The sequence below is a fragment of the Mesorhizobium sp. M1428 genome, from assembly GCF_040317515.1.
GTDB lineage: Bacteria > Pseudomonadota > Alphaproteobacteria > Rhizobiales > Rhizobiaceae > Mesorhizobium.
Genome location: NZ_JAMYKT010000002.1, coordinates 136,468 through 160,762 on the forward strand (window position 1 = coordinate 136,468; position 24,295 = coordinate 160,762).

General features: G+C 61.9%; 23 protein-coding genes and 3 pseudogenes. 15 read left to right on the forward strand and 11 right to left on the reverse strand.

Annotated elements, in window-relative coordinates; all coding sequences use genetic code 11:
• Window positions 1–29: 29 nt before the first annotated feature.
• Window positions 30–773, reverse strand: coding sequence for a 2OG-Fe(II) oxygenase (locus tag NKG60_RS03960; RefSeq protein WP_352661714.1), 744 nt, complete (start codon window positions 771–773; stop codon window positions 30–32).
• A gap of 235 nt (window positions 774–1,008) precedes the next feature.
• Here NKG60_RS03960 and NKG60_RS03965 point away from each other — a divergent pair, with 235 nt between their 5' ends.
• The 11 genes from NKG60_RS03965 (at window position 1,009) to NKG60_RS04015 (ending at window position 12,172) form a co-directional block, all read left to right on the forward strand.
• Window positions 1,009–3,102: a tetratricopeptide repeat protein gene (locus NKG60_RS03965; RefSeq protein ID WP_352661717.1), complete on the forward strand. Its 2,094-nt coding sequence runs from the start codon at window positions 1,009–1,011 to the stop codon at window positions 3,100–3,102.
• Window positions 3,103–3,228: 126 nt separating this feature from the next.
• The gene (locus tag NKG60_RS03970; RefSeq protein WP_352974131.1) at window positions 3,229–3,816 is read left to right on the forward strand and encodes a tetratricopeptide repeat protein; all 588 of its coding nucleotides are present in this window, start codon (window positions 3,229–3,231) and stop codon (window positions 3,814–3,816) included.
• The gene (locus NKG60_RS03975; RefSeq protein WP_352974133.1) at window positions 3,791–4,912 is read left to right on the forward strand and encodes a tetratricopeptide repeat protein; all 1,122 of its coding nucleotides are present in this window, start codon (window positions 3,791–3,793) and stop codon (window positions 4,910–4,912) included. Before NKG60_RS03970 ends, NKG60_RS03975 begins: the two co-directional genes overlap by 26 nt.
• 177 nt (window positions 4,913–5,089) lie before the next feature.
• On the forward strand, window positions 5,090–5,815 hold the full coding sequence (locus NKG60_RS03980; protein ID WP_352661723.1) for a 3-keto-5-aminohexanoate cleavage protein: 726 nt from the start codon (window positions 5,090–5,092) through the stop codon (window positions 5,813–5,815).
• Window positions 5,816–6,030: 215 nt separating this feature from the next.
• Window positions 6,031–7,074 (forward strand): acyltransferase family protein, encoded by a 1,044-nt coding sequence (locus NKG60_RS03985; protein WP_352661726.1) that lies wholly within the window; start codon window positions 6,031–6,033, stop codon window positions 7,072–7,074.
• A gap of 317 nt (window positions 7,075–7,391) precedes the next feature.
• Window positions 7,392–7,895 (forward strand): Lrp/AsnC family transcriptional regulator, encoded by a 504-nt coding sequence (locus tag NKG60_RS03990; protein ID WP_352661729.1) that lies wholly within the window; start codon window positions 7,392–7,394, stop codon window positions 7,893–7,895.
• On the forward strand, window positions 7,892–9,055 hold the full coding sequence (locus tag NKG60_RS03995; protein ID WP_352661732.1) for a saccharopine dehydrogenase family protein: 1,164 nt from the start codon (window positions 7,892–7,894) through the stop codon (window positions 9,053–9,055). Before NKG60_RS03990 ends, NKG60_RS03995 begins: the two co-directional genes overlap by 4 nt.
• A 111-nt stretch (window positions 9,056–9,166) precedes the next feature.
• Window positions 9,167–9,955 carry an ABC transporter substrate-binding protein gene (locus tag NKG60_RS04000; protein ID WP_352661735.1) on the forward strand — a complete coding sequence of 263 codons (789 nt, stop codon included), beginning with the start codon at window positions 9,167–9,169 and terminating at the stop codon, window positions 9,953–9,955.
• Between the two features lie 105 nt (window positions 9,956–10,060).
• Window positions 10,061–10,732, forward strand: a complete 672-nt coding sequence (locus NKG60_RS04005) for an amino acid ABC transporter permease (protein ID WP_352974136.1) — start codon at window positions 10,061–10,063, stop codon at window positions 10,730–10,732.
• Window positions 10,729–11,403, forward strand: a complete 675-nt coding sequence (locus NKG60_RS04010) for an amino acid ABC transporter permease (protein WP_352974138.1) — start codon at window positions 10,729–10,731, stop codon at window positions 11,401–11,403. Before NKG60_RS04005 ends, NKG60_RS04010 begins: the two co-directional genes overlap by 4 nt.
• A gap of 25 nt (window positions 11,404–11,428) precedes the next feature.
• The gene (locus NKG60_RS04015; RefSeq protein ID WP_352661744.1) at window positions 11,429–12,172 is read left to right on the forward strand and encodes an amino acid ABC transporter ATP-binding protein; all 744 of its coding nucleotides are present in this window, start codon (window positions 11,429–11,431) and stop codon (window positions 12,170–12,172) included.
• A gap of 143 nt (window positions 12,173–12,315) precedes the next feature.
• On the opposite strand, the gene NKG60_RS04020 is transcribed toward NKG60_RS04015, so the two are convergent.
• Both NKG60_RS04020 and NKG60_RS04025 read right to left on the reverse strand, forming a co-directional pair.
• Window positions 12,316–12,738 carry a hypothetical protein gene (locus tag NKG60_RS04020; RefSeq protein WP_352475654.1) on the reverse strand — a complete coding sequence of 141 codons (423 nt, stop codon included), beginning with the start codon at window positions 12,736–12,738 and terminating at the stop codon, window positions 12,316–12,318.
• 303 nt (window positions 12,739–13,041) lie between these two features.
• Window positions 13,042–13,257 (reverse strand): annotated as a pseudogene (locus tag NKG60_RS04025) (Gfo/Idh/MocA family protein); the annotation flags it as partial.
• On the opposite strand from NKG60_RS04025, the pseudogene NKG60_RS04030 reads away from it, so the two are divergent.
• Window positions 13,246–13,427, forward strand: a pseudogene (locus NKG60_RS04030) (polar amino acid ABC transporter ATP-binding protein); the annotation flags it as partial. The pseudogenes NKG60_RS04025 and NKG60_RS04030 overlap by 12 nt on opposite strands.
• A gap of 23 nt (window positions 13,428–13,450) precedes the next feature.
• On the opposite strand, the gene NKG60_RS04035 reads toward NKG60_RS04030, so the two are convergent.
• Together NKG60_RS04035 and NKG60_RS04040 are read right to left on the reverse strand one after the other, a co-directional pair.
• Window positions 13,451–13,882 (reverse strand): DUF6841 family protein, encoded by a 432-nt coding sequence (locus NKG60_RS04035; RefSeq protein WP_352661750.1) that lies wholly within the window; start codon window positions 13,880–13,882, stop codon window positions 13,451–13,453.
• Between the two features lie 409 nt (window positions 13,883–14,291).
• A pseudogene (locus NKG60_RS04040) lies at window positions 14,292–14,778 on the reverse strand (RidA family protein).
• A gap of 195 nt (window positions 14,779–14,973) precedes the next feature.
• Here NKG60_RS04040 and NKG60_RS04045 point away from each other — a divergent pair.
• Window positions 14,974–15,669, forward strand: a complete 696-nt coding sequence (locus tag NKG60_RS04045; RefSeq protein ID WP_352661756.1) for a TetR/AcrR family transcriptional regulator — start codon at window positions 14,974–14,976, stop codon at window positions 15,667–15,669.
• 119 nt (window positions 15,670–15,788) lie between these two features.
• Here the strand turns inward: NKG60_RS04045 and NKG60_RS04050 are convergent, their stop codons facing one another.
• From NKG60_RS04050 to NKG60_RS04065, 4 genes are all read right to left on the reverse strand, one after another.
• Window positions 15,789–16,847, reverse strand: a complete 1,059-nt coding sequence (locus NKG60_RS04050; protein WP_352661759.1) for a Gfo/Idh/MocA family protein — start codon at window positions 16,845–16,847, stop codon at window positions 15,789–15,791.
• Window positions 16,848–16,924: 77 nt separating this feature from the next.
• Window positions 16,925–17,710 carry a ThuA domain-containing protein gene (locus tag NKG60_RS04055; protein ID WP_352661762.1) on the reverse strand — a complete coding sequence of 262 codons (786 nt, stop codon included), beginning with the start codon at window positions 17,708–17,710 and terminating at the stop codon, window positions 16,925–16,927.
• Between the two features lie 204 nt (window positions 17,711–17,914).
• A complete protein-coding gene (locus NKG60_RS04060) occupies window positions 17,915–19,444 on the reverse strand; it encodes a tlde1 domain-containing protein (RefSeq protein ID WP_352974140.1) in 1,530 nt (509 codons plus the stop codon).
• Window positions 19,445–20,012: 568 nt separating this feature from the next.
• Window positions 20,013–20,825: a class I SAM-dependent methyltransferase gene (locus tag NKG60_RS04065; RefSeq protein ID WP_352974141.1), complete on the reverse strand. Its 813-nt coding sequence runs from the start codon at window positions 20,823–20,825 to the stop codon at window positions 20,013–20,015.
• Between the two features lie 187 nt (window positions 20,826–21,012).
• On the opposite strand from NKG60_RS04065, the gene NKG60_RS04070 reads away from it, so the two are divergent.
• Window positions 21,013–21,435, forward strand: coding sequence for a hypothetical protein (locus tag NKG60_RS04070; RefSeq protein WP_352661771.1), 423 nt, complete (start codon window positions 21,013–21,015; stop codon window positions 21,433–21,435).
• A gap of 67 nt (window positions 21,436–21,502) precedes the next feature.
• Here NKG60_RS04070 and NKG60_RS04075 read toward each other — a convergent pair whose 3' ends face one another.
• Together NKG60_RS04075 and NKG60_RS04080 are read right to left on the reverse strand one after the other, a co-directional pair.
• A complete protein-coding gene (locus NKG60_RS04075; protein WP_352974142.1) occupies window positions 21,503–22,942 on the reverse strand; it encodes an FAD-binding oxidoreductase in 1,440 nt (479 codons plus the stop codon).
• Window positions 22,943–23,069: 127 nt separating this feature from the next.
• Window positions 23,070–23,666, reverse strand: a complete 597-nt coding sequence (locus NKG60_RS04080) for a cation efflux transmembrane domain-containing protein (RefSeq protein WP_352974144.1) — start codon at window positions 23,664–23,666, stop codon at window positions 23,070–23,072.
• A 113-nt stretch (window positions 23,667–23,779) separates the two neighbouring features.
• Here NKG60_RS04080 and NKG60_RS04085 point away from each other — a divergent pair, with 113 nt between their 5' ends.
• On the forward strand, window positions 23,780–24,187 hold the full coding sequence (locus tag NKG60_RS04085) for a hypothetical protein (RefSeq protein ID WP_352974145.1): 408 nt from the start codon (window positions 23,780–23,782) through the stop codon (window positions 24,185–24,187).
• Window positions 24,188–24,295: the final 108 nt, after the last annotated feature.

Genomic DNA, 24,295 nt, shown 5'->3' on the forward strand with positions numbered 1-24,295 from the left:
CGCCGCCGGGCCTCGACCGGGCGGCTCGGTTACTTGGCGTCGTGGAAGATAATACCGACAGTGTGGCGCATGCCGGAGCGAAGCCGGCTGACGCCGTGCCTGAGATTGACCCGGTAATTGCCTCGTGTGCCCTGGACCGGACGATTGTGGACCGCGAAGGCGACGGCATCGCCCTGGCGCAGCGGCACCACCTCGACGCGGCTTTGCATGCGCGGACGCTGCTCGGTCAGCACGAACTCGCCGCCGGTGAAATGCTTGCCCGATTCGGACAACAGGATCGCCACCTGCAGCGGGAAGGCAAGATCGCCGTAGAGATCCTGGTGCAGGCAGTTGAAGTCGCCCGGGACATATTGCAGCAAGAGCGGCGTCGGCCGCGTCTGGCCCTGCTCGTGGCATTGCCTGAGGAACGCGGCGTGTTCGTCGGGATAGCGCTGCGCGATACCCATGCGCGCGTTCCAGTCGTTGGCGACCGCAGCGAGGCGCGGATAGAGCGCGGTGCGCAAGCCGCCGATCAGATCGGGCAAGGGATAGCGGAAATAGCGGTACTCGCCCTTGCCGAAACCATGCCGTGCCATCTGGACATGGCTGCGGAAATGGCTCTCGTCCGGATAGAGCCCGGCGATCTGCCGGCACTCCTGCGGCGTCAGCAGCTTTTCCATCACTGCGCAGCCATAGCCGCTCAGTTCATCGGCCAGCGTCCGCCAGTCATATCCGGCAACGCGCACCTCAGCCGATTTGACCGCCGCTTTCGCGCCTATCGAATGGATTGTCATGGCTCCGCCTCCTGTGGCTTCTCTGTCATTGAGATGGGTGAAACGGCGCGCGCGGACCACCCGTTTCTTGCAGGGTGAGCTCGTTAGCGATTGTCTCGCGGATTTCGTTGAATACAATGCAGCTGGACTTGCCGCGATGGGGGGCGAATTGATCGGACGGGTTCGACAAAGGGACGGGGCAGTCCCGCAATTCCTCGTTTGCCTCGTCGCGATACTGGTCTCGGCGCTCCCGGCCTTGTCCGCCAGCAGCGACTGTGTCAGCGATGACGAGGTCGAGGCAAGCACGCGGATCGCCGCCTGCACGCGCATGATCGAGGATCCCACGGAGCCTGTGGCCAACCGCGCGACTGCCTACTACAAGCGCGGCGAGGCACGGGCGTCACAAGGCGACTACGACCGCGCGATTGCAGATTTGGGCCAGGCTATCGACCTCGATTCGACATTTGCTGGTGCTTACTATGTCAGAGGCATCACAATGGTCGAAGAGGGCGAAAATGATCGCGCCATCGCCGATTTTGGCCAGGTGATCAGCCTCGACCCGACAAACCCCGAGGCGTACAACAGCCGAGGTGTCGCCTGGGAGCACAAGGGCGACTACGACCGCGCCATTACAGACTATGATCAGGCCATCAGCCTCGATCCGAAGCATTCCGATGCCCACAGCAACCGGGGTAACGCCTGGGCAGACAAGGGCGACTACGATCGTGCCGTCGCCGACTACGACCAGGCAATCAGCCTCGATCCTAAAAATGCGGGAGCCTATAACAACCGTGGCGTTGCCTGGAAACAGAAGGGCGAATACGACCGAGCCATCGCCGACTACGAACAGGCGATCAGTCTGAATGCGGAAGACGCCAAAGCCTACAGCAATCGTGGTGCTGTCTGGGTACTAAAAGGCGACTATGACCGCGCGATTGCAGACTATGATCGTGCGATCAGCCTCGAGCCGAAACATGCCGACACTTATGGAGATCGTGGCATCGCTTGGACACGCAAGGGCGACTATGACCGCGCCATTGTAGATTATGATCGTGCGATCAGCCTCGACCCGAAACATGCCGACACTTATGGAGATCGTGGCATCGCTTGGGCACGCAAGGGCGATAATGATCGCGCCCTTGCCGACTACGATCAGGCAATCGGCCTAGGTCTGAAAGAGGCCAGCACCTACTACAACAGAGGCGTGGCCTGGGCACGCAAGGGCGACTACGACCGCGCCATTGCGGATTATGACCAAGCGATCGGCCTCAATCCTCAGGACGCTAGTGCTTACAACAATCGAGGCGTTGCCTGGAAACACAAGGGCGATTACGACCGCGCTATCGCGGATTATGACCAAGCGATCGGCCTCGATCCCCAGGACGCCACCGCTTACAACAACCGTGGCATTGCCTGGAAGAAGAAGGGCGACGACGACCGCGCTGTCGCCGACTACACGCAGGCAATCAGCCTCGACCCAAAAAACGTTGATGCCTGGTACAACCGGGGCCTCGTCTGGTCTGACAAGGGCGACTATGACGGCGCCATCGCCGACTTCAGCCAGGCGATCACGCTCGATCCTAAAGACCCAACTGCCTACGACAACAGAGGCAATGCCTGGGCACACAAGGGCGACGATGACCGCGCCATCGCCGACTACAGCCAGGCGATCGTGCTCGATCCAGGACATGCCAAAGCCTTCAGGTACCGAGGCCGTATCTGGCACAAGAAGGGCGACAATGACCGCGCCCTTGCCGACTACGACAAGGCGATCAGCCTCGATCCGAAAGACGCCCGTGCTTACAATGGCCGGGGCGTTGTCTGGTCGGCAAAGGGCGACTACGCCCGCGCGACCGCCGACTACGATCGGGCAATCAGCCTCGATCCGAAATATGCCTATGCCTATTTGGGCCGCGGCATTCTCTCCTTCTATTCGAGCGCGCTGGCCAAGGCGCAAGCCGATTTCGAACACGCGGCCATGCTCAAGCCCGACAATGCCTATTTTGCGATCTGGCTGGAGATGACCGAGCGGCGCAACGGTGCGGTGAGCCACTTGCAGGAAGCGACTGAAAAGCTCGACATGACCAAATGGCCGGCGCCAGCGGTTCGCATGCTGCTTGGAGAACTAACGCCGGCCGAGGTGCTGGCGGCAGCCGACGACGTCGACCCGGCCAAGAAGCGTGGCAATTCGTGCGAGGCGAACCTGTTCATCGCCGAACTCGATCGGCTGCAACGCCATGACGACGAAGCCTTGCGGCTCTACCGGGTCGCTGCCAGCGATTGCCCTGGGGACTATTACGAATACGTTGCGGCCAAGGCCGCTCTGCACGAGTTGGGCGCGGTTCCGTGACGACAATTTCCAAGAGTTTTTGATGACCCGAGGAGCGAATTGACCGGACCGGTTCGAGAACGGCACAGGTTTTTCTGGCGCACGCTGGCTGGTCTCATCGTCCTGCTTGTCACGGGGCTTCCGGCCTTGTCCGCCAGCAGCGACTGCGTCAGCGACGACGAGGTCGAGGCAAGCACGCGGATCGCCGCCTGCACGCGCATGATCGAGGATGCGACAGAGCCTGTCGAAAACCGTGGCATTGCCTATTTCAAGCGCGGCAATACCTTAACGGAACGAGGCGACTACGACCGCGCCATTGCCGACTACAGCGCGTTCATCGGCATCGCCCCGACCGTCGCCAGCGGCTACTATAACCGGGGCATCAGCTGGGTCTTCAAGGGCGACTACGACAAGGGCATCGCCGATCTGGACAAGGCGATCAGCCTGGACCCGAAATATGGCGATGCTTACTACAACCGCGGCGTCGCCTGGACCTTCAAGGGCGAGAACGACCGGGCTTTGGCCGACTATGACAGGGCAATCAGCCTCAATCCCGGAGACGGCAGAAATTACCACAATCGCGGGCTGATCTGGTCACGCAAAGGCGACGACGACCGCGCGATAGTCGACTTCGATCAGGCCATCAGGCTCAACCCGAACGACGCCGGGTCCCTGAACGATCGAGCCGATGCGTTGACCAGCAAGGGCGATGCAGCGCGCCCTGGCCGACTATGACAAGGTGATCGGCCTCGATCCGAAAAACGCGCATGCCTACTACCGGCGCGGCAACGCCCGGCTGACGGACGGCGATTTTGACGGCGCCATCACCGACTACAACCAAGTGATCAGCCTCGATCCGAACGATGCGAGCATCTGGTACAACAGAGGGGTGGCCTGGTCAGGCAAGAGCGACAATGACCACGCCATCGCCGACTACGACAAGGCGATCAGCCTCGATCCGAAAGACCCCAAAGCGTACTTCAATCGAGGTGTCGCCTGGGCTAGCAAGGGAGACAATGATCGCGCCATCGCCAACTACGACCAGGTGATCAAGCTCGACCCGAAACAGGCCCTCGCATATAATAATCGGGGCTTGGCCTGGATGGCAAAGGAGAACGATGTTCGCGCCTTCGCGGACTACAGCCACGCAATCGATATCGACCCAACACTTGCCATCGCCTATAGCAACCGAGGCTTTCTCTGGAACAAGCGAGGTGATTACGATCAGGCCATCGCCGAATACGACCGGGCGATTGGTCTCGATCCGAAAAATGCAAGAATTTACCACAACCGCGGCGTTGCCTGGATGGCAAAGGCCGGCGACGGTCGAGCCATTGCTGACTTCGACCAAGCGATCCTGCTCGATCCGAACTATCCGTACAGCTACTCAAACAGGGGTGTTCTCTATTTCTATTCTGGCTCGCTGGCCAAGGCGCAGGCTGACTTTGAAAAGGCGGCCGCGCTCAAGCCCGACTACGCCTATTTTGCCATATGGCTGGATATTGTTGAACGACGCAACGGTGCGGCGGGCCATTTGCGGGAGGCAGCTTCTAAGCTCGACATGACGAAGTGGCCGGCGCCTGTGGTTCGAATGCTGCTTGGCGAAAAGACGCCGACCGCGACATTGAACGACGTCGATGACTCGGATCCAACCAGGAAACACGGCAAATTTTGCGAGATCAGTTTCTATAGCGCGGAACTCAGCCGGCTCAAAGGGCACCGCGATCACGCCCTATGGCTTTACAGGCATACCGTCAGCCATTGTCCAAAGAGTTTTATCGAATACCGTGCCGCCAACGCTGCATTACGCGAGTTGGGTGTTTCGCCGTAACTCTGCCCGACGGATGTTCGTTTGCTAAGAAAACTAAGCCGAACAACACGATAGAGGTGCATTCTGCCAGACTGATTCAGGCTGTGCCGCGTCCGTATGTCAGGAGCCTTCGCCAGCGCGATTCCGGTTTTCACTGGCCCGCGCTAGACTGGCAGCAACCTTAACCGGGCCACCTCCATGATCGTCCAGACCTGCATCAATGGCGCGCGCAGCGCCGACTTCCACCCCAACCTGCCACTCGACGCGGAGGCCATGGCGCGTGACGGCGCGGCCTGCGTCGCTGCCGGTGCCGCCGAGCTGCATGTTCATGCCCGCGGGCTGGACGGTCGCGAAAGCCTGGCTCCGATGGCTATGGACCGGACGGTGCTGGCGCTCCGCCGCGCCTGCCCGGGGACGCTGATCGGCGTGTCGACCGGTGCCTGGATCGAGAACGACGACCAGCGGACACTGGCTGCGATCGCCGGCTGGGGCGAACTGCCCGACTACGCCTCGGTCAATCTCAGCGAAGACGCCGCCCCCGCCGTCATGGAGCGTCTGCGCCAGCGCGGCATTGGTATCGAGGCCGGGCTCGCCTCGGTCGCCGATGCCGAGCGGCTGGTGAGCCTCGACCATGGCAAACGCGTGCTGCGCATCCTGATCGAAATCTCCGAGCAGGAGCCGGACGCTGCGCTGGAGATCAGCGACGATATCGCCGCCGTGCTCGACGGCGCCGGAATGCGCCGGGCAATCCTGCTGCACGGCGCCGACGCCACGGTCTGGCCTTTCGTGCACCGGGCGGCGGGACGCCGTTGGTCGACGCGCGTCGGACTGGAAGACGGCAAGGAGCTTCCTGATGGAACGGTAGCATCCGGTAACGCCGCGCTGACAGCGGCAGCCGTCGCCATCTTCGAGGCCAGCCGTTAGCGCGGGGAAGCGTTGATGACGGCCAATCTCCTCTTCACGGGGAGATGCCAAGTTTTTGGCAACGAGGCAGGACAAAGTCGGGCGAGCCCAAGTGTGGCCGCGCGCCAATTTCAGTAAAACTTATCTAAAACTTTATATATTAATTAAACCAGCAGTTAATCAGCACACCAACGATCACGTGTGTTAAAGCTCTCCCGCACCGGGGACCATTTTTGATGAACATCATTCCACAGAATGATCACGCTGCGCCGCGTCGGGTTCAACAATATACATCGATACAGGTCCTGCGCGGGCTAGCAGCCCTCATGGTTGTTATCTATCATCTTCCGGCCGCACTGGGCATGCTCGATCTGCGTATTCCCGTTCTAAACAGTGGCGTCGACCTGTTTTTCGTCATCAGTGGTTTTGTCATGATTCTCTCGACGGAGAACAGACGTCGCGACCACCGAGCATTTTTGATGCAGCGGTTCACGCGCGTCGTTCCGTTCTATTGGGTCATGACCTTCCTCATGGTCGCCGCACTTTGGTTGTTTGCCGCTCGTGCAGTGTCTCTTGAGCAGATCAGCAATAGCCTGCTTTTCATACCCTATCTCGATACGGTCACAGGCTTTGTCCAACCGGTGCTTGGCGTGGGCTGGACGCTCAATCTGGAAATCCTGTTTTACATTCTGTTCGCGGCGACTATGCGTTTTGGCAGGTTGACGCAAATGGCCGCGGTCGGCGTTGTCTTTGCAATCGCCGTGGCGGCGCGCATCATCTTCAAACCCGCCGCCGACACTGTGCTGTTTTTCTATACCACGCCAATCCTGTTTGAGTTCCTTGCCGGCATGGCTCTCGGCCACCTGGTCGGCAGACTGGCGCGTTTGCCTGCCGTCCCGGGTGTCTCGGCAATCGTGTTCGGCATCGTGTCCATGCTGGTGATGGTACTTGGCTTCAACTTGCCGCGAACCCTTGCTCAGGGAATCCCGGCGTTGATCCTTGTCGCGGGTTGCATCAGCCTGGAAAGCTACTTCCGGCTTTTTGCTCCTCGCGTGCTGGCAAGGTTGGGTGACGCTTCCTACTCTCTCTATCTGACGCATCCTATTGTGCTGCTTGCGACTGCTCCTGTCGTTGCAAGCGCCAATGTATCACCATGGCTTGCTGGCATGGTGATTGTCGCCGCCTGCATTGCCGTCTCCCTGGCCAGCTACAGTTTTATTGAAAAGCCGGTTTTGGCCATTTCGCGGATGAGCCTCTCCGCCCGTCACGTGAAGGCATGAGTTGCAGCTGCGCCCCGCAGAACGACGCTATCCCGCCAACCTTAAACCGGCGGCGCTGAACCTTCAAAAGATCCGGAAACAAAAAACCCGCCTCGGGCGGACGGGTCGTTGGAGCCAATTGGCACCACACCCAAATTAGTAGCATAGCTGCCGGCACAAAGCAAGAACAAAATGTGGCATCTGCGACGAAACTACCGACAGGCACAGAGCCACGGCGGATGACATGGCTCTTGCCGTTGTTAAAAATCTCTCATAAGGTATTTTCATATCCGAAAGAAAATCCAATCGTTTCTTTCCCTTTATGAAAGCCTGAGCGTTTGCGGGAACATCTCGATCAGACCGACCGGCGACTGGTCAAGCTGCTGTCGCAGGATGCGCAGCTTGGCGTCAACCGCCTTGCCGAGAAGATGGCGATCTCGGTGCCGACGGTGCGCATGCGGCTGCGCAGTCTGCTCGACCGCAACCTGCTCAAGATCGTCGGGCTGCTCAACCTGACCGAGCGCCCCGAACTGATCTCGGCGATCGTCGGCATCAATGCGCAAGGGCGTGGTCGGGCGCGAGAACTGGCGCAGCGTATCTCGGAATTGCCTTTCGTGAACTCGGCCGCCGTCGTCACCGGGCGCTTCGACATCATCGTCGACGTGACCGTGGCCGGTGATGTCGCCGATCTCTACCGCGTCACCAGCGAGCTGATCCCCGGCGCCGGTGAGCCGGGCGAGGTCGTGCGCAGCGAGACCTTCGTCGTCATGGCGTCCTGCAACAAATGGGTCAGCCTGCCCGAAGGCTGCTGGTCGGACGAGACGCGAAAGGAAATGGCATGAAGATCGCGGTTCTCGGCGGCCTCGGCCTGCAAGGCCGGGCGGCGATCGCTGACCTCGTTGCCAGCGATGGTGTCGAGCAAGTGGTCTGCGTCGACACTACAACCGACGGCGCTGCACGGCTTGGCGGCCTGACCAACCTTGCCCGGGTGCGTTTCGTCGTGCCGCAGGGCGCGATCGGTCCGGCATTGGCCGATGTGATGACGGACGTCGATGCGGTCATCGACCTGTTGCCGCAACCGCTGATGCGCGAGGCGGTGCAGGCGGCGATCGCGACGCGCACGCCGCTGGTCACCACCAATTACGGCAAGGCGATCGCCGATCTGGCGCTGGAGGCCGAAAAGGCCGGCGTGTCGATCGTGACCGAATGCGGGCTCGACCCCGGCATCGACCTGGTGCTCTACGCACGCGCCGCAAGCCAGTTCGACACCATCACTGCGATCGATTCCTACTGTGGCGGCATTCCCGAGCCGAAAGCGGCGGTCGAGCCGCTGCGCTACAAGGTGAGCTGGAATTTCGACATGGTTCTGATCAGCCAGAACCGCGACAGCGTGCTGGTCGAGGACGGCAAACGGGTCGACGTGCCGGCCGCCCGCCAGCACGACAATCGCTTCATCCACGAAATCGAGGTGGCCGGACTGGGCAGGCTCGAAGCCTTCCCCAATGGCGACGCGCCACATTATGCCGGCATGCTCGCCGCCGCCAAGGGGCTGCAGCGCTCCGGCCGCTATTCGCTGCGCTGGCCCGGCTGGTCGGCGTTCTGGGTGCCGCTGAAGCGGCTCGGCTTCCTCTCCGAGGACAAGGTGCCCGGCACCGGCGTCAGCCCACGCGAATTCCTCGGCCGGCTGCTCGGTCCGCAACTGCAATATGGCGCCGACGAAAAGGACCTTTGCGTCATGCGCAACGTCTTTGTCGGCAGCGAACGCGGCCGCCGCAAGACGGTGACCTCGGAGCTGGTCATCGAACGCGACCTCGCCTCCGGCCTGTTCGGCATGAGCCTCGGCGTCGGCTATCCCGCCAGCATCGTGGCGCAGATGCTGGCACGGCGCGAGATCGCTACGCCCGGCCTGCTCAACCCGCTGCTGCATGTGCCGGATGGCCGCTTCCTCGATGAGCTGGCTAGGCGCGGCATCAAGGTTGCCGAAACGGTGAGCTGGGACTGAAGGATTTTCGAACGGTGGTTGCTGCCGGCAACGGCGCTGCCGCTCAAAAAGCACCTCGATGGGGTGAAACAACAAGTGGAACAACAAACGACAACAAGGAGGAATGCCCAAATGAAGATTGCCAAGCTTTTCATCGCCGGACTTGCGCTCGCCGGCCTCACCGCCGCCGCCAGCGCCGGAACGCTCGACGAGATCACCAAGCGCGGTGAGCTGCGCGTTGCGGTGCAGACGCAAGGACCGCCCTTCTCGCTGGTGGGTGCTGCCGGCGAACGCACCGGCAGTTCGGTCGAACTCGCCGAATTGATGGCCAAGGAAATGGGCGTCAAGATCACCTTCCTCGACTTCGACTGGGATGGCCTGATCCCGGCGCTGCTGTCGGGCAAGGCCGATCTTCTGGTCGCCGACATGACACCGACGCTGGCGCGTGGCATGAAGGTCGCCTTCACCAAGCCTTACATGTACACGGGCAGCACCGTCTTCACCAAGGCTGGGACCGCCTTCAAGTCCACCGAGGACTGCAAGGCCAAGGGCACCAAGATCGCCGTGCTGCTTGGCGCCACCGGCGAGAAGGAAGCCAAGGCCGCCTTCCCCGATGCCGACATCAAGAGCTACAAGGGCGGCGGCCCGCTGTTGCTCGACGCCGTCAACAACGGCCAGGCCGATTGCGGCGTCAACGACGTCTCGGCGGTCAAGGGCCAGTCGACCGCTTACCCGGCCGGCAGTTTCACCATCATGCCGGACATGCTGTCGAAGGAGCCTCTGGCCTTCGCCACGCGCTATGACGAGCAGGATCTGTTGACCTGGATGAACCTGTTCCTCGACCAGGTCAGCCTCGACGGCCGCCTGCAGAAGAACCTCGACTACTGGGTCAATTCCGACGCCTGGAAGAAGGATCACTGAGGAGAGTGAGTAGGGAGTAGGGAAGCGCGTCCGGGATGGCCGTTTCCCCTACTCCCCTACTCCCCTACTCCCCTACTCCCCTACTCGCCATTCACCGCCACACCCATGCTCGAAAACTTCAGCTTCCGCACCATCGTCGAATATCTGCCCCTGTTCGGGCAGGGCCTCGTCACGACCGTGTGGCTGTCTGTCCTCTCCTTTGCCGGCGCGCTCGCCGTCGGCATCGTGCTCGCCGCCATGAACCTGCAGCGCGGCCGGCTGTTCCGCGTCCCGGCCAAGGCCTATATCGACGCCGTGCGCGCCACGCCGCTGCTGGCGCAGCTTTATTTCCTCTATTTCGGCCTGCCGCGGCTCGGCTTCGTCCTGCCCGAGCTCGTCGTCGGCATCCTGGCCCTGTCGCTGAACAGCGGCGCCTATGTCGCCGAGATCATCCGCGCCGGCATCCTGTCGATCCCGCGCGGCCAGGTCGAGGCCGGCGTCGCCTCGGGCATGACCTATATCCAGCGCATGCGCCTCGTCATCCTGCCGCAGGCGTTCAAGGTGACGATCCCTCCGTTGCTCGGCCAGGCGATTGTGCTGGTCAAGGATTCCGCGCTGTTGTCGCTGATCTCGGTCGCCGAGCTGACGCGCGCCGGACAGTTGCTCGCCTCCGACCGCTTCATGCCGGCCGAAGGTTTTGTCACCATCGCCGCCTTCTACCTGCTGCTCTATTACGGGCTGAAGGGACTGGCGGCGCTCTCCGGGCGCTGGCTCGGCCTGGCGGGGGCACGGACATGATCTGGCAGCAGCTGCAAAGCATCGCCGGCAGCTATCCCCTCGCGCTGCGCGGCCTCGGCATGACCGTGGTGCTGTCGCTGATCAGCCTGGTGCTGGGCACGCTGCTCGGCTTCGGCCTTGGCATTCTGCGCACCGGCGGCAACCGGCTGATCAGCGGCGCGATCGGTGCCTGGGTCGACCTGATCCGCGGCACGCCGTTCCTGGTGCAGATCTTCCTGATCTTCTTCATCCTGCCGGAACTCGGCATCGAGCTCGACGCCTTCACCGCCGGCATCATCGCGCTGACCAATCTGGCCGCCTGCTTCATCTGCGAGATCGTCGTCGCCGGCATCCGCTCGGTGCCGACCGGCCAGGTAGAGGCGGCGTTGGCGTCCGGCCTGTCGCGCTGGCAGCGCATGCGCCAGGTCGTGCTGCCGCAGGCGATGCGCATCGTGCTGCCGCCGCTGGTCGGGCAATATGTGCTGCTGATCAAGGATTCCTCGGTGGTCTCGGCCATCGGGCTCACCGACCTCACGCGCGTCGGCTGGCTGGTGGTGCAGCGTGTGCCGAACGGCCTGCTCGTCTTCTTCCTCGTCGGCCTCGGTTATTTCATCGTCTGCTATCCCCTGATCATGCTGGCCCGCCGGCTGGAACAGCGCATGGGTGCGGCGCATGACGAGGTGCAGTTGTGACATCGAACCCCAAGGGTCCGGCAATATGACCAAAACCGGCATGATCGAATTTCGCGGCGTCAACAAATGGTTTGGCCAGCTCAATGTGCTCAGGGATATCACGTTGAGCGTCGAGCCGCGCGAAGTGGTCGTCGTCTGCGGGCCGAGCGGCTCGGGCAAGAGCACCTTGATCCGCTGCATCAATGGGCTGGAGACGATCCGCGACGGCGACCTTACGGTCGACGGCCAGCGCCTCGGCGACCCCGCCACCAACATGACGCGGCTGCGCACCGAGATCGGCTTCGTCTTCCAGTCGTTCAACCTCTACCCGCACAAGACGGCGCTCGAGAACGTCACGCTGGCGCCAATCCACGTGCGCAAGATCCCGCGCACCGAAGCCGAGAAGGCCGGGCGCGAGCTGCTCGCCAAGGTCGGCCTCGCCGACAAGGTGAATGCCTATCCCGCGCAGCTGTCAGGTGGCCAGCAGCAGCGCGTGGCGATCGCGCGCTGCCTCGGCATGCGCCCCAAGATCATGCTGTTCGACGAGCCGACCTCGGCGCTCGATCCAGAGATGATCTCGGAAGTGCTCGACGTCATGGTCGCGGTCGCCGAGGAAGGCATGACCATGATGGTGGTGACGCACGAGATGGGCTTTGCCCGCAAGGTCGCCCAGCGCGTCGTGTTCATGGACGCCGGCGCCATTGTCGAGAGCGGCACGCCGGACGAGTTCTTCTCGCACCCGAAGACGGACCGCAGCCGCGCCTTCCTGAGCAAGATCCTGCGGCATTAGGGTTCAAACTCAACTCAGCTGGCTGTCGTCGATGGCCAAGATGGATGGAAAGCGGCCCTTCGCTGGACGTTCCCTAATACGACAGATGCGCGCCGGGCTTCCTCTTAGGGCGGCCATTGCCGCACTTCCACCAGCCGCTTCCCTTATGCTGGCATCAAATCGATGACCCGCATGATCGCGACCGCACTGCTCGTGTTCTGGGTGCCTTCTGTCGTAGCGCCATTAGCGCAGGCCCAAACATCGCCCTTCTTGACTGTGAACTTTTGTTTGTTGTGAACGACCGAAAGTTCTCCCTCAGTCATGTGGCAGAGCATGTCGTTCTTCATCATGTTGTCAGTCGTCTTCGCTCCGGGCTGAATGACAACATCGCGCAGCTTCACCGTTGCATAGGCTGGTATGACCGACTTGCGCTCACCAAGCGCTACAACTCTGACGCCGGGTGAGACCTCCTTGCCCTCATCGGGGCCGTAAGTCTGGGCGGCTGCTGGTGTCCCCCAAGCGATCAGAGGCGTTGCGGCCAGTGTAAGACCGAGTGCAATTGTGGATCTACGATTGACGGCTTCCATGGTTTCCTCCCTGTTCAAAAGTTGGTCGGAAAGGTAGGCCAACAATCAACGATGGGCCGTTGCGGCGAAGAGTCAACTGACCTTCCGAGTTAGTTCAGTCTCGCTAGCGGCTAGCGAGTTTCACAAACCACTCGGGTCGCCGAGACGGAGAGGGGGAATTGCGCTGACCATGTCATTGCGTGCGACCTTGTCCCGACATCAAAGACATTTCATTCTTGCGAAGGCCCTCGCTGCCAAAGACCCCTCTCCGGCCGCTTTTGCGGCCACCTCTCCCACCGCTTGGCGGGGGCGAGGAACCCAAGCCTATTGCGCATCCGCGTGGGTGCTCAATTCGGCCCGCTTCTCATCCGAGACGACGGCGAGATCGAGGACCTTCTGCAATTCGGCCGCATGCAGGAATGACGGTTCGGCCTGGACGCCGTTGCGGACTGCATCGACGAAGCGCTGGTAGTTGGTCGCCACCGTTCCGGCGTCCAGAACCTGCCATTTGGCGTTCTCGACATCTTCGCCGAGGAAGGCATGACCATGACGGTGGTGACGCACGAGATGGGCTTTGCCCGCAAGGTCGCCCAGCGCGTCGTGTTCATGGACGCGGCGCCATCGTCGAGAGCGGCACGCCGGACGAGTTCTTCTCCAACCCGAAGACCGACCGCGGCCGCGCTTTTCTGAGCAAGATCCTGCGGCATTAGGGGGCATTAGGAGAAAGCGGACCTCAGACGATGCCGTGCTTTCTCAACAGCGCCTGCTCGTCGCCCGATATCCAGCCGAAAACCTTCGGCTCCCCGTCCAACTTCTGCACGAGGTAGTGGACGTCAAAATCTATCGCCACCTTCGATTGATCCTTGCGGGCATAGGTTGCCGTCCAGGCGACATGAGCCACGCAATGATGTTCGTCTATCGGCGAGAGCCGGACGTTGCGTATCCGCGTTTCCTTCGTCCCTATCGCGCGATAGTGCGCATAGCCTTGCGCCATGACCTGCTTGAGTTGCTCATCGTTCTTTCCGGTCATGACCCCGGCGGGCGAAGCCGCTATGAAGTCCGAGGCATACAGCGATGCGACCTCATCCATGTCCATGTCGCCGCCGAGGGACTGGTTGAAAAAGCGCTCATATCGCTCGAATAGCTTCCTTACGCTGGTCTCCATGATTTCATCTCCAGGTGCGGCTATGTTGGGTGGGACCAGGAAACGCTCCGCCGATCTCCGACATCCGCAATTGACCCTCAGCCATCATGACTTCGTCCCAGGGCGGAGCAAGAGCGAAGCGAGGCGGCAGGCGGCGGGAACGCTGCGTAAATCTCCGACATCCGTAATTTGCCTTCAGCCATCATGACTTCGTCATCCCAGGGTCTGCGCCGCGTCGCACCGCTCCTTGCTCCGTCCTGGGATGACGAAGGCGTGGTGCGACCCTGATTGTGCACGACTTCGACGCCACCCTTGTCGCCGATGCAACAGGCGAAGCCCTGTTGCTCGCCCCTCGTGATGGCGATCGCGCGGCTGTCGCAGGCGCGCTCGACCCATTTCAATTTGGGCGATCGGAGCTACAGCCGCGCACCTAGTCAAGCACGACAACGGCCTCCACCTCGAAGAGCATCGGGTCGATTGCAAGCTTGGGAACGGGAACCAGAGTCTGCGCCGGCAGTGCCTCGACGAACATCTCCTTGACGTTCTTGGTCAACACCTCGAGCTTAGACATATTGTGATCGACCACGAAGACCGTGAGCTTGGCGACCTGATCCGGCCTCGCACCGAGCGCATCGAGGGCGGTGCGCCAATTTTGCATAGGCCTGCGCAACCTGGACAGCGAAGTCGGGCGACAAGGCTCCCGTGCTGTCCTGGCCGCCCTGGCCGGAGATGTAGGCCACCCGGGCTCCGCGGGGCGTGATCACTGCCGTGCTGTAGCCATTCGGTGACGGGTCGTAGAGGGTTTGTGGATTGACGATGGTCAATTTGAGATCTTTCTCATTCGCCGTCGCAGCAGTGGAAACTCCCATGGTCATAACAATTAACCCTCCGATAAGCAGGCGCTTGGCGCGTGGCATGATTTTCTCTTGGCTCTGCGGACCGCGAGCAACGTAACCCTCGCGGCCGCCATGATTGAACATTAACCGGTATCGGCGATCGGCTCGTACACCGCACGAGCCAGTCGCATGGTACGATGTACGAGTCAATCGTTCAGGATCGACATTCATCGCGTTGCCGGTCAAAATCGATGGCCTGAACAGCGGGGAAGACGGATGGCAGCCAAACGCAGCGGCGCCCGGAGCACGCGGTCTCAACGGACAAGCGGGCGGCTCCAGCCCGTGCAGGAGTCGCGCAGTGAACCGCCTTTGTCGCGGGAACGTATCGTGGCGACCGCGGTGGAGCTGCTGGACGCTCAAGGGGTCGACGGATTGACGATGCGTCGGCTGGCCGATCGCCTCGGCTCGGGCGTGATGAGCCTATATTGGCACGTCGACAACAAGGAGGATGTCTTTGATCTGGCGCTCGATTCGGTGCTCGAATATCGTGGACCGCAAATGGTTGAGTCTCGAGACTGGCGCGGGCAAGTCGTCCATATGCTCGAAGACTGGCGCGCCAGCATGCTGCGCCATCCTTGGTCGGCATCGCTGTTGCCGCGCCGGGCGCTCGGCCCGAACATCCTCGGTCGCCTGGAACTGCTGAGCAAGACCTTGTCCAGGGCCGGTGTGGCGGACGCAGATCTGAACGTCGCGATATGGTCGCTGTGGAACTATGTGATGGGCGCCACCATCAGCCGGGCGAACTTCGACCTCTCGGACGACGGCAGGGCCGCCACGCAGCAGCGCCATACGCGTCTCAGCGAACGCTACCCGACAATTGAGCGCTCCCGTCTGCTGTTGGATAACGATTGGGATGGTGCTTTCCGGAAAGGCCTCGGCTTCCTGCTCGATGGCCTCTCTTCAAGAGGATGAACTCTTCCTTCACAGGCGTCGCTTCCTGCCGTGAACGGCCGAGATTCGAACTCGGTCGTTCAAAGGGATCAGTTTGTTTCGACCCTGACTGCCCCGTCCGACGGCGAGGGAACCCAAGCCTATTGCGCATCCGCGTGCGTGCTCAATTCGGCCCTCTTCCCATCCGAGACGACTGCGAGGTCGAGGACCTTCTGCAATTCGGCAGCATGCCGGAACGACGGTTCGGCCTGGACGCCGTTGCGGACTGCATCGACGAAGCGCTGGTAGTTGGTCGCCACCGTTCCGGCGTCGAGAACCTGCCATTTGGCGTTTTCGACATCTTCACCGATGCAGGCTTTCAGCTCCGAGCCGGTCAGATTGTGCACGACTTCGATGCCACCCTTGTCGCCGTAGATGCGCAGCCGGAGTTCGTTCAAATGGCCGGTTGCCCAGCGGCTGGCATGGACGACGCCGAAGGCGCCGTTGCTGAAATCCAGCGCCATGGTGAAGCTGTCATTGGCGTCGAGCCCGTACTCGCCGATGCGGTTGCCGGGCGCCTTGTCGAAGGATCTCAGCCGGCAGAACACATGGTCGATGTCGAGCGCCGCGCCATAGCTGGCGAAATCGAGAATGTGGATGCCGACGTCGCCCAGCACGCCATTGGAGCCGTGGCCGCGCGACAGCCGCCACAGCCATTTCGGATCGGTGCGCCAGTCGCCCCAGAACTTGGACACCAGCCAGCTCTGCAGATAGGACGCCTCGACATGCCTGACCGTGCCGATCTCGCCGGCCAGCACCATGGCGCGCGCCCTCTGCAGCGGCGCGACATTGCGATAGGTCAGGTTGACCATGTTGATGATGCCGGCCCGCTCGGCGCCATCGGCCATTTCACTGGCCCGCTGGTAATTTTCGGCCAGCGGTTTCTCGCACAGCACCGGCTTGCCCGCCGCGATCAGCATCATGGTGGTCGGATGGTGGACGCGATCGGGCGTCACGTTCGCCACCGCGTCGAACTTGCCCCATGCCAGCGCCTCGTCCAGCGACGCGAAGCGGTTGCGGATGCCGTAGATGTCCGAAAACTTGTCGACGCGCGTACGGTCGAGATCGACGGCGCCGATCAGTTCGACGCCCTCGATCTTGCCGAACTGCCTGGCGTGCTCCTCCGCCATCCAGCCGGTACCGAGTATCAACAGACGCATGATTCTTATCCTTAGGACAGGGCTTTATCTTCTTGTTCGATCATGGATTTCCCGAACCAACGGTTCGAGATCGTAGCCTAGCGGAAGCCGGCTTCGCCCGCGGAATGCAGCTTTCCGCCACGCTCGACGATCGGCTCGAGCGCCTTTTCCACCGGCACGTTCGGCGCATCGAGGATGGCCGGATTGGCGCCTTGCGGGTTGTGCGCCCATTTCACCGCATTGCGCAGCACCTTCTGGACATTGGCGTCGTGATAGGTCGGATAGGTCTCGTGGCCGGGCCTGAAATAGAAGATGTTGCCGGCGCCGCGGCGATAGGTCAGCCCCGACCGGAACACTTCGCCGCCCTGGAACCACGAGATGAACACGGTTTCCAGCGGCTCCGGCACGGCGAACTGCTCGCCATACATCTCCTCGTTCTCGAGCTCGAAATACTCGCCGATCCCGGCAGCGATCGGGTGATTGGCGCTGGTCACCCAAAGCCGCTCGCGCTCGCCCGCCTCGCGCCATTTCAGCGTGCACGGCGTGCCCATCAGCTTCTTGAATATCTTCGAGAAATGGCCGGAATGGAGAACGATCAGCCCCATGCCTTCCCAGACGCGGCGCGCCACGCGCTCGACCACTTCGTCGGCGACGCCGCCATGGTCCTTGTGTCCCCACCACAGCAAGACATCGGTCTCGGCCAGACGGTCGGCCGGCAGCCCATGCTCCTTCTGCTCCAGCGTTGCCCACGATACCGAAATCTCCGGGTCGAGCTTCAGCGCATTGGCAATAGTCGCATGCATGCCCTCGGGATAGATGCCCGCGACCACCTCATTGGTCCGCTCATGGATATTCTCGCCCCAGACGACAGCGCGTATTGTCATGATGTCCTCGTGATTGTTTGAAGCTGGAGCCGCCCCGGCCGGTCAGTCATAATATCCTCGGCCGGGAATGAAAACCGTTTCGCGGCCGGCTACTGACAATCTGTTGGAAAGCGGGCGGGAACGTCCGGGCGGCAAAACCAGCGATGCCGGGGGGCGAAGGATCGCGACAAAACGGCTTTCATATTGCGTCGCTGCCGCTACCGTCTACGCGCCGCGGCCCTCTTGGGCGACGCGTGTCAACGGCTTCGACAGGCGCGGCACCACGACGAGGCGCTTGATCTTGCCCTTCTTGTAGGCGGCGAGGAAGCGGGCATAGTCCTTGAAGACGACGCAACCATTGGATTCGGCGCGGCCGCCGCGCAGCATGTAGGTGTGGGCGAGCAGGCCGTCGCGGCCATATTTGTTGCTGCCGCTGGCAGGGGTGAGACGCAGTGCCTCGACGCCGTGGAAGCGCGATTCCCGCAGCGTCAGATTGTAAGTGTCGGGCGGTGTTGGACCGACATTCTTTTTGTGAACATAGCGCGGCTGGTCGACCATCGCGCCCAGTCCCGAATGCGCCTCCAGCCGCGAGCCGTCAGGCATATAGACGGTCTTAGCCGAAATGTCGTAGACGGCGACGCCGCTGCCCATGTTGGGCGTGGTGAACAGGTTCCTGAAGGCCCCGCCGAGACCGCCGGAAGGCATGTCGGGCTTGGCATAGGCCAGCATGTCGCCGCCCTGCGTCTTCGACCGTTTGCCCGGCTTGCCCGACACCGCCGGCACTGCCGCTTGTGACGAATTGCGAGGCGACAGGCTGCCGGGTTGCGTTTCGGCCGGCGGAGCGTCGGCCGTCTGGACCTTGCTCGCCCTGGATGCCTGGGTCTTGGATGCCTGGGCCTTGGATGCCTGGGGCGGCTCCGTTTCTGCTGCTTGATCCTTTGGCGCCCGGTCTTTCGGCGCCTGGTCTTTCAAGGCTTGAGCGCGAGGCGCCGGCTCATCGATGTCCGCCCGCGGACGCAGCGTCGGCAGCGGAATGCTGTCGGGCATGTCGTCCTGCGGCGGCAGCGAGGCCAGTTGGACCTCAGGTTCTTGCGGCTCTTGCGAACCCGCGGGCTCGCTTGCCGCGACGGCTGCCGGAAGCACGTCGATCATCTGTTCCGGCAATGTATTCGCCAGCGCTAGCGCCAGTCGCGACGAGCGTTCGATCTCCGCCACCTCCGGCCCGAAGCGCACCGATGCCGGGCCGTTCGGGTCGGGTATGCGTACCGGCTCGGCGAACCGGGCGTCGGCCGGCAGGCTTGCGAGCATGACGGGTGAGCCGGAGGAGGCACGGGCAAAGGCGGCGGCAAGCTTTTGCGGCGACAGCGCGGCTTTGGCCACCACGTCGTCGAAGCTTGGATGCCGCGATGCGGCGGCGACAGGCGGCACGGTATTGCGCTTGAGACGCGCCGATTTTCCCTGGTGAACGAAGTTCGACGCCGACCGCAGGCAATTGGCATCGCATTCATGCTGCAGCAGCTGGGCCGACAGCGCTGCGTTTGCCGCGGCCCACGTCGGGGCCTGCGCCTTTGCAAGGCTGCGGCGAGGATCGGCGAGCGCGATGGTGCGCGGCGCGAGCAGGCTTTGCGGAAGACCGTTGGAAGCGGCGGTGAGCGAGGTTGCCATCGAATTGAGGCCGGCCAAGGTCGCTACCGACCATAAAGCAATGGCTGCGCCGACGGCCGGAACCGCGACCCAGCGCAGGCCGGGCCTCATCGAAGTCAATCCAGTTGCAGGACTGTCACCCCGGGTTTTCGCACTTACAAACGCCATTCAACCACTCTCAATCGGCCGATGCCGGCTAGCGGATTTCGCAGCCGTGACATTCACAGTTCGCCTGGTGCCCCCAGCACACTTCGCGTCTGTTGCCGATTGATTCAAAAGATGGACAAAGTTGGTTAACCAATCCCTCTACCGACCGCCGATTGGGCGACGGTCACACCGAAAAACGCCCTCCAAAACCTGCATAGTTGGCAAAACTGCCCTCCAATGATGACTTTGCTGCCCGTTTTTGTCGGCCGAGTCAAGAAAGCGAAATGACTAGACCTTGCTGGGCGGAGTCGGCCATGGCTGCCAAAATGAAGTCGGGCCTACCAGAATCGCGCGGCCGGCAGCCGCCGCCATCAAGCCCCGGCTATCGGTCAACGGCCACTTGTCGAACTGCCACTTGTCGACTGCCACGCGGGCGAATGAACGGTTAACGTCTGAGAATTTGGGATAGCGGCAAGATGTTTGCCGCATAGCAGCTGAATGTCGCGAAGGCTGGAACGGGATATTCAAACACCTAGGCTACAGCCATGATTATGTGAGCCTGAATTTTGGCAGCAACCTCGCCGCTGCCATGCCTGTCTGCAATCGCGGCTGCGGCATAATCGGTTGCAGCGTCCAGCTTTCCCGCCTGCCTGGCCTCGATTTCGTTGCGAAGCAGAGTACCCTGGCAATAAGCAACGGCCGGAAGGCGCGGCGAGGACGCACGGCTTTGTTCGGCCCTCGTCTCGATCACCACACCGGAAAAACCTGCGTCCTCCAGCTCGCTGCGGATCAGTGCCGTATCGTGGTAGCCATGCGGCGTGCGTGCCAGAAAGCGCGGCGGATCGTTCGGAAAAATCCTCGCCAGAGCATTCGTCACATCGTCGGCAAACACATTCTCTTCGATGCGATCCCATACGCTGAATAGAAAATGTCCTCCGGGTTTCAGGACTCGCCGGGCCTCGCGGTAGGCAGATGAGCGGTTGGGAAAGAACATCGCACCGAACTGACAACAAACGAGATCAAAGGCCGCATTTTCAAACGGCAGCGCCAGGGCATCCGCCTGACGCCATTTGATGCGATCGTCGGGAGCTTGCTGCGAAGCGGCGTAGTCGAGCATCGGCTGGTTGAGGTCGGTTACGACATAGCTTGCATCGGGGGACAGTTTTGGCGCCAATGCGCGGGTGACAACCCCGGTGCCCGCGGCGGTTTCCAAAACGGCGCTTGGCGACAAGGACGCTGCTCGTCGTGCAAGATCTGCGGCGAACGGCTCGAAAATCAAAGGCACCATATAGCGGTCGTAGTTTTCCGGAATTGAGCCAGCGAACACCTTGTCCGTTTCCAACATTGCTATCCCCGTCGCCCGTTTGATGGCTCGCCAGCATAGCATGGAATTGTTTGCTATTCGGTCGCATTCGACCGCGAGGCGTTTCGCTCCCGGAAGCTACGGAACGCCGTGCTGCAATTACCTGCATATGTGTTAATATATTGCGGCCATGCGCATTGGTGCATGGCCAATACAATGGGAGGATGTGATGAAAACCATAAATCGCAGGTCTGCAATCGCGCTCGGCGTGACGGCGGCCGCGGTAATGCCTTTGTTCACGCTGGCGGCTGCTGCAAAGGTCAAGAAATACGGCCCGAAGGAAGGCAAGGAGATAGCCCCTGGCGTCAGGCTCGTTGAGGTCGGCACGGGCAATTCCGATATCCCCGCCTACAAGAGCATCTCAATTGTCGATATCGTCTTTCAGCCGGGAGCAGCCGCTCCTGCAATGGTAATGGACAACGACATGGTGTGCACCATTACCGCCGGTGAATTCACCATCAAGAAAGCCGACAAGCAATTCAAGCTCAAGGAAGGTGACGTCTATACCTGCTCCAAGGGCAAGACCGACGAGGCAGCCAACACCAGCAAGGTGGTCGGCATCCACCGTATCGCCGTCTTGATACCTGCCTAGCGCATGCCAACGAAAACCGGCCCGCGCCCCTCTTCGGAGACGCGGGCCTTTTGATGATCTCCCTGGCCTAAGCGGCGCGCAAATTCTCCAGGGAACGCAAATTCTGGTTCATGCGGAACAGGTTCAGCGGATCATAGCGCTGCTTGATCTCCAGAAGCCGCTGATGGTTTCCGCCATAGGCGGCTGCGACCCGGTCGACTTCGTCGTCCGGCATGAAGTTGACGTAGACCGTGCCAGCGGCGAAGGGCCTCGTGCCTTCATAGATGCCGCGCGCCCAGTCGATGCAGGCGCGGTCCATTGCCGGTTCGCGCCAGCGCGCGTGAACATTCATGACGTAGTGCGCGCTGCGTTGCGGAAACGCCGTTGCATCCGCTGTCACACGGCCCGCGGCACCGCCGAGATGGGCGAAGAATATCTCGCATTCCGGCCCCGGAAGCCGGGGTATCGCGGCCGTGACGACCTCGATCGCGCTGTCGGACAGCTCGGTGAAGTCATGGCTCTTCCAGTAGTTTCGAGCGCCTGGCGCCAGCAGCGGATCGAATGCCTGCTCCCAGCCGGTGAACGGGTTAGGACCGACAACATCGGCAATCGGTGTGCCGATGGCGCGAAGCCTTTGCGTCGCCTTCTCGCCCTCCCGGAGGTCGCCGCAATAGCACATAGCCAGGACCAGCACCTCCTTGCCATGCCATTGCGCCGGCAGGAACGGCAGCGGCGGCGCCTGCCGCATGACCACCCAGCAGGTCAACTCATTGGGCGCCGCTTCAAGCGCCGCCCGGTACTCACGCAGCACGTTTTCGGCATCGGCAAAAGGATGAACGACAAGTCCCGACAGGACCTGTGGACCGACCTGATGGAGCTTGAACTCGAAGGCCGTGACGACGCCGAAATTGCCGCCGCCACCGCGCAGCGCCCAGAACAGGTCCGGATTTTCCGTCTGGCTGGCGCGCAAAAGCTTGCCGTCTGCGGTGACCACGTCGGCGGAGAGAAGACTGTCGATGGTCATGCCGAATTTCCGCGTGATCCAGCCGAAGCCGCCGCCCAGCGTCAGGCCTGAGATGCCGGTCGTCGAGTTGATCCCGGTCGGCACTGCCAGTTCAAACGCCTGTGTTTCCCTGTCCACATCGGCGAGCGTCGCTCCAGGTTCCACCCATGCCCGCCGCGTCGCCGGATCGACCCGCACCGACTTCATCGGCGACAGATCGATCATCAGGCCGCCATCGCAGACGGCGCTGCCGGCGATGTTGTGGCCGCCGCCGCGAACCGCGAGCAGAAGCTTGTTTTCCCTGGCAAAATTCACGGCAGCGATAACGTCGGCGGCGCCGGCGCAGCGCACGATCAGCCCGGGCCGCCGATCGATCATGGCATTCCAGATGGTGCGCGCTTCGTCGTAGGCGGCGTCGCCTTCACTCAGAACAGTGCCGCGCAATTGCGCCGAAAGCGCCTCTAGAGCCGCGGCATCGACGGTCGTCTTGCCGCGCTCCAGTGTGGTGAGGCTCATGCTGTCCATGGTTTTCCTCCCGATTTTGCTTATGAGCCGTTCTCCCTCCGCCCGCTTTGGAAGTGTGCACTTATATTAGAAACCACGCAAGTTTCTGGCGGACTGGCGGCCGGGTACGACGGCCTACATTGGCGACCTACGAAATGGCCCGGTGCTCTTCCCGAGCGGCCTCCCAGACCTCGCGCGCCGCATCTGCATTCAGTGCCGCGATTCCCAGGCCGACGATCAGATCCGGCCATGCCGAGCGCCATAGGAAGGCCGTCACCAACCCGGCCAGTATGATCGCGATGTTGGCGACGGCGTCGTTGCGGGCCGAGAGGAATGCCGCCCTGGTAAGACTGCCGCTGTGGTGGCGGTAGCGCGCCAGCATGTAGGCGCATGACAGGTTGACCGCCAAGGCGCCCAACCCCGCCAGCGTCAGGGCCGTTGGCTGCGGCGGCACCGGCATGTTGAACTTTTCCCACGCGGTCCACAGCGTCGCCAGGCCCGGCACCAGAAGGATAAGCGCCAGCGCCATGCCGACCCGCGAGCGGGCACGCAGCGACCATCCTATGGCGAGCAGTATCAGGAGATTGACCGAGGCATCTTCCAGAAAATCGACGCTATCGGCGAACAGCGACACCGAGCCGATCGCCAGCGCCACGGCGAATTCGATGCCGAAATAACCGAGGTTCAACAGCGCGACGACAAGCACCACCCGGCGAAGGCCGTCCGACGTAATGGCTTGCTGCATGGTCTGTCCCGATGTGATGCCGTTAATGTTATTGCTGGCCGCCCCGTTCCTCGACGGTCTCGATCTCGCAGGGGCTTGCAAAAACCGCTATTTGAGGCCAGCCTAGGCCGAAGATGGCACGTCTGTCACCCAAACACCTTCTGACTATGCTGCTCGCGATGGTCGTGACCGCCGGGTTCAGCCTGTCAGCCGCCCAGGCTGCCGTCATGTCGGCGAGGATGGCGATCGACAGCCGCATGATGATGGCCTCAGATGCCGGCACCACCGGCGCCGACATGGCCAAGATGGCCGATGCCAAGGGCGGCGACTGCAGCGCTTGCCTCAAGAGCTCAGCCGACAACGACAAACCGATGCAATGTGCGCCGACCTGCGTCGCACCGGTTCTGGCGGTGCTGCCGGAAGCTCTCCCCGTAACGGGACTGCCGCAGGCGGAGCTGCCGCCCGCGCTTCCCGCCGCGTTCCTGCATGGGCGAAGTCTGCTGCCCGAGCCATTCCCTCCAAGACCCAGCACTCTCGTCTGACGCCGTTCTGCCGTTTCCGCGGTTGATTGACGGCGTCTGATCGCCCGCTTGCGTGTACCGCGCAGCGGGCGCGGCAGCAATTCAATCGATGTCGCGACGTTCGCCGTC

Excerpts from the sequence above, each read along its gene's own strand:
- NKG60_RS03960 (WP_352661714.1), bottom strand. The coding sequence starts at position 773 with ATGACAATCCATTCGATAGGCGCGAAAGCGGCGGTCAAATCGGCTGAG.
- NKG60_RS03975 (WP_352974133.1), top strand. The coding sequence starts at position 3,791 with ATGCAGCGCGCCCTGGCCGACTATGACAAGGTGATCGGCCTCGATCCG.
- NKG60_RS03980 (WP_352661723.1), top strand. The coding sequence starts at position 5,090 with ATGATCGTCCAGACCTGCATCAATGGCGCGCGCAGCGCCGACTTCCAC.
- NKG60_RS03985 (WP_352661726.1), top strand. The coding sequence starts at position 6,031 with ATGAACATCATTCCACAGAATGATCACGCTGCGCCGCGTCGGGTTCAA.
- NKG60_RS03995 (WP_352661732.1), top strand. The coding sequence starts at position 7,892 with ATGAAGATCGCGGTTCTCGGCGGCCTCGGCCTGCAAGGCCGGGCGGCG.
- NKG60_RS04000 (WP_352661735.1), top strand. The coding sequence starts at position 9,167 with ATGAAGATTGCCAAGCTTTTCATCGCCGGACTTGCGCTCGCCGGCCTC.
- NKG60_RS04005 (WP_352974136.1), top strand. The coding sequence starts at position 10,061 with ATGCTCGAAAACTTCAGCTTCCGCACCATCGTCGAATATCTGCCCCTG.
- NKG60_RS04010 (WP_352974138.1), top strand. The coding sequence starts at position 10,729 with ATGATCTGGCAGCAGCTGCAAAGCATCGCCGGCAGCTATCCCCTCGCG.
- NKG60_RS04015 (WP_352661744.1), top strand. The coding sequence starts at position 11,429 with ATGACCAAAACCGGCATGATCGAATTTCGCGGCGTCAACAAATGGTTT.
- NKG60_RS04020 (WP_352475654.1), bottom strand. The coding sequence starts at position 12,738 with ATGGAAGCCGTCAATCGTAGATCCACAATTGCACTCGGTCTTACACTG.
- NKG60_RS04035 (WP_352661750.1), bottom strand. The coding sequence starts at position 13,882 with ATGGAGACCAGCGTAAGGAAGCTATTCGAGCGATATGAGCGCTTTTTC.
- NKG60_RS04045 (WP_352661756.1), top strand. The coding sequence starts at position 14,974 with ATGGCAGCCAAACGCAGCGGCGCCCGGAGCACGCGGTCTCAACGGACA.
- NKG60_RS04050 (WP_352661759.1), bottom strand. The coding sequence starts at position 16,847 with ATGCGTCTGTTGATACTCGGTACCGGCTGGATGGCGGAGGAGCACGCC.
- NKG60_RS04055 (WP_352661762.1), bottom strand. The coding sequence starts at position 17,710 with ATGACAATACGCGCTGTCGTCTGGGGCGAGAATATCCATGAGCGGACC.
- NKG60_RS04060 (WP_352974140.1), bottom strand. The coding sequence starts at position 19,444 with ATGAGGCCCGGCCTGCGCTGGGTCGCGGTTCCGGCCGTCGGCGCAGCC.
- NKG60_RS04065 (WP_352974141.1), bottom strand. The coding sequence starts at position 20,825 with ATGTTGGAAACGGACAAGGTGTTCGCTGGCTCAATTCCGGAAAACTAC.
- NKG60_RS04070 (WP_352661771.1), top strand. The coding sequence starts at position 21,013 with ATGAAAACCATAAATCGCAGGTCTGCAATCGCGCTCGGCGTGACGGCG.
- NKG60_RS04075 (WP_352974142.1), bottom strand. The coding sequence starts at position 22,942 with ATGGACAGCATGAGCCTCACCACACTGGAGCGCGGCAAGACGACCGTC.
- NKG60_RS04080 (WP_352974144.1), bottom strand. The coding sequence starts at position 23,666 with ATGCAGCAAGCCATTACGTCGGACGGCCTTCGCCGGGTGGTGCTTGTC.
- NKG60_RS04085 (WP_352974145.1), top strand. The coding sequence starts at position 23,780 with ATGGCACGTCTGTCACCCAAACACCTTCTGACTATGCTGCTCGCGATG.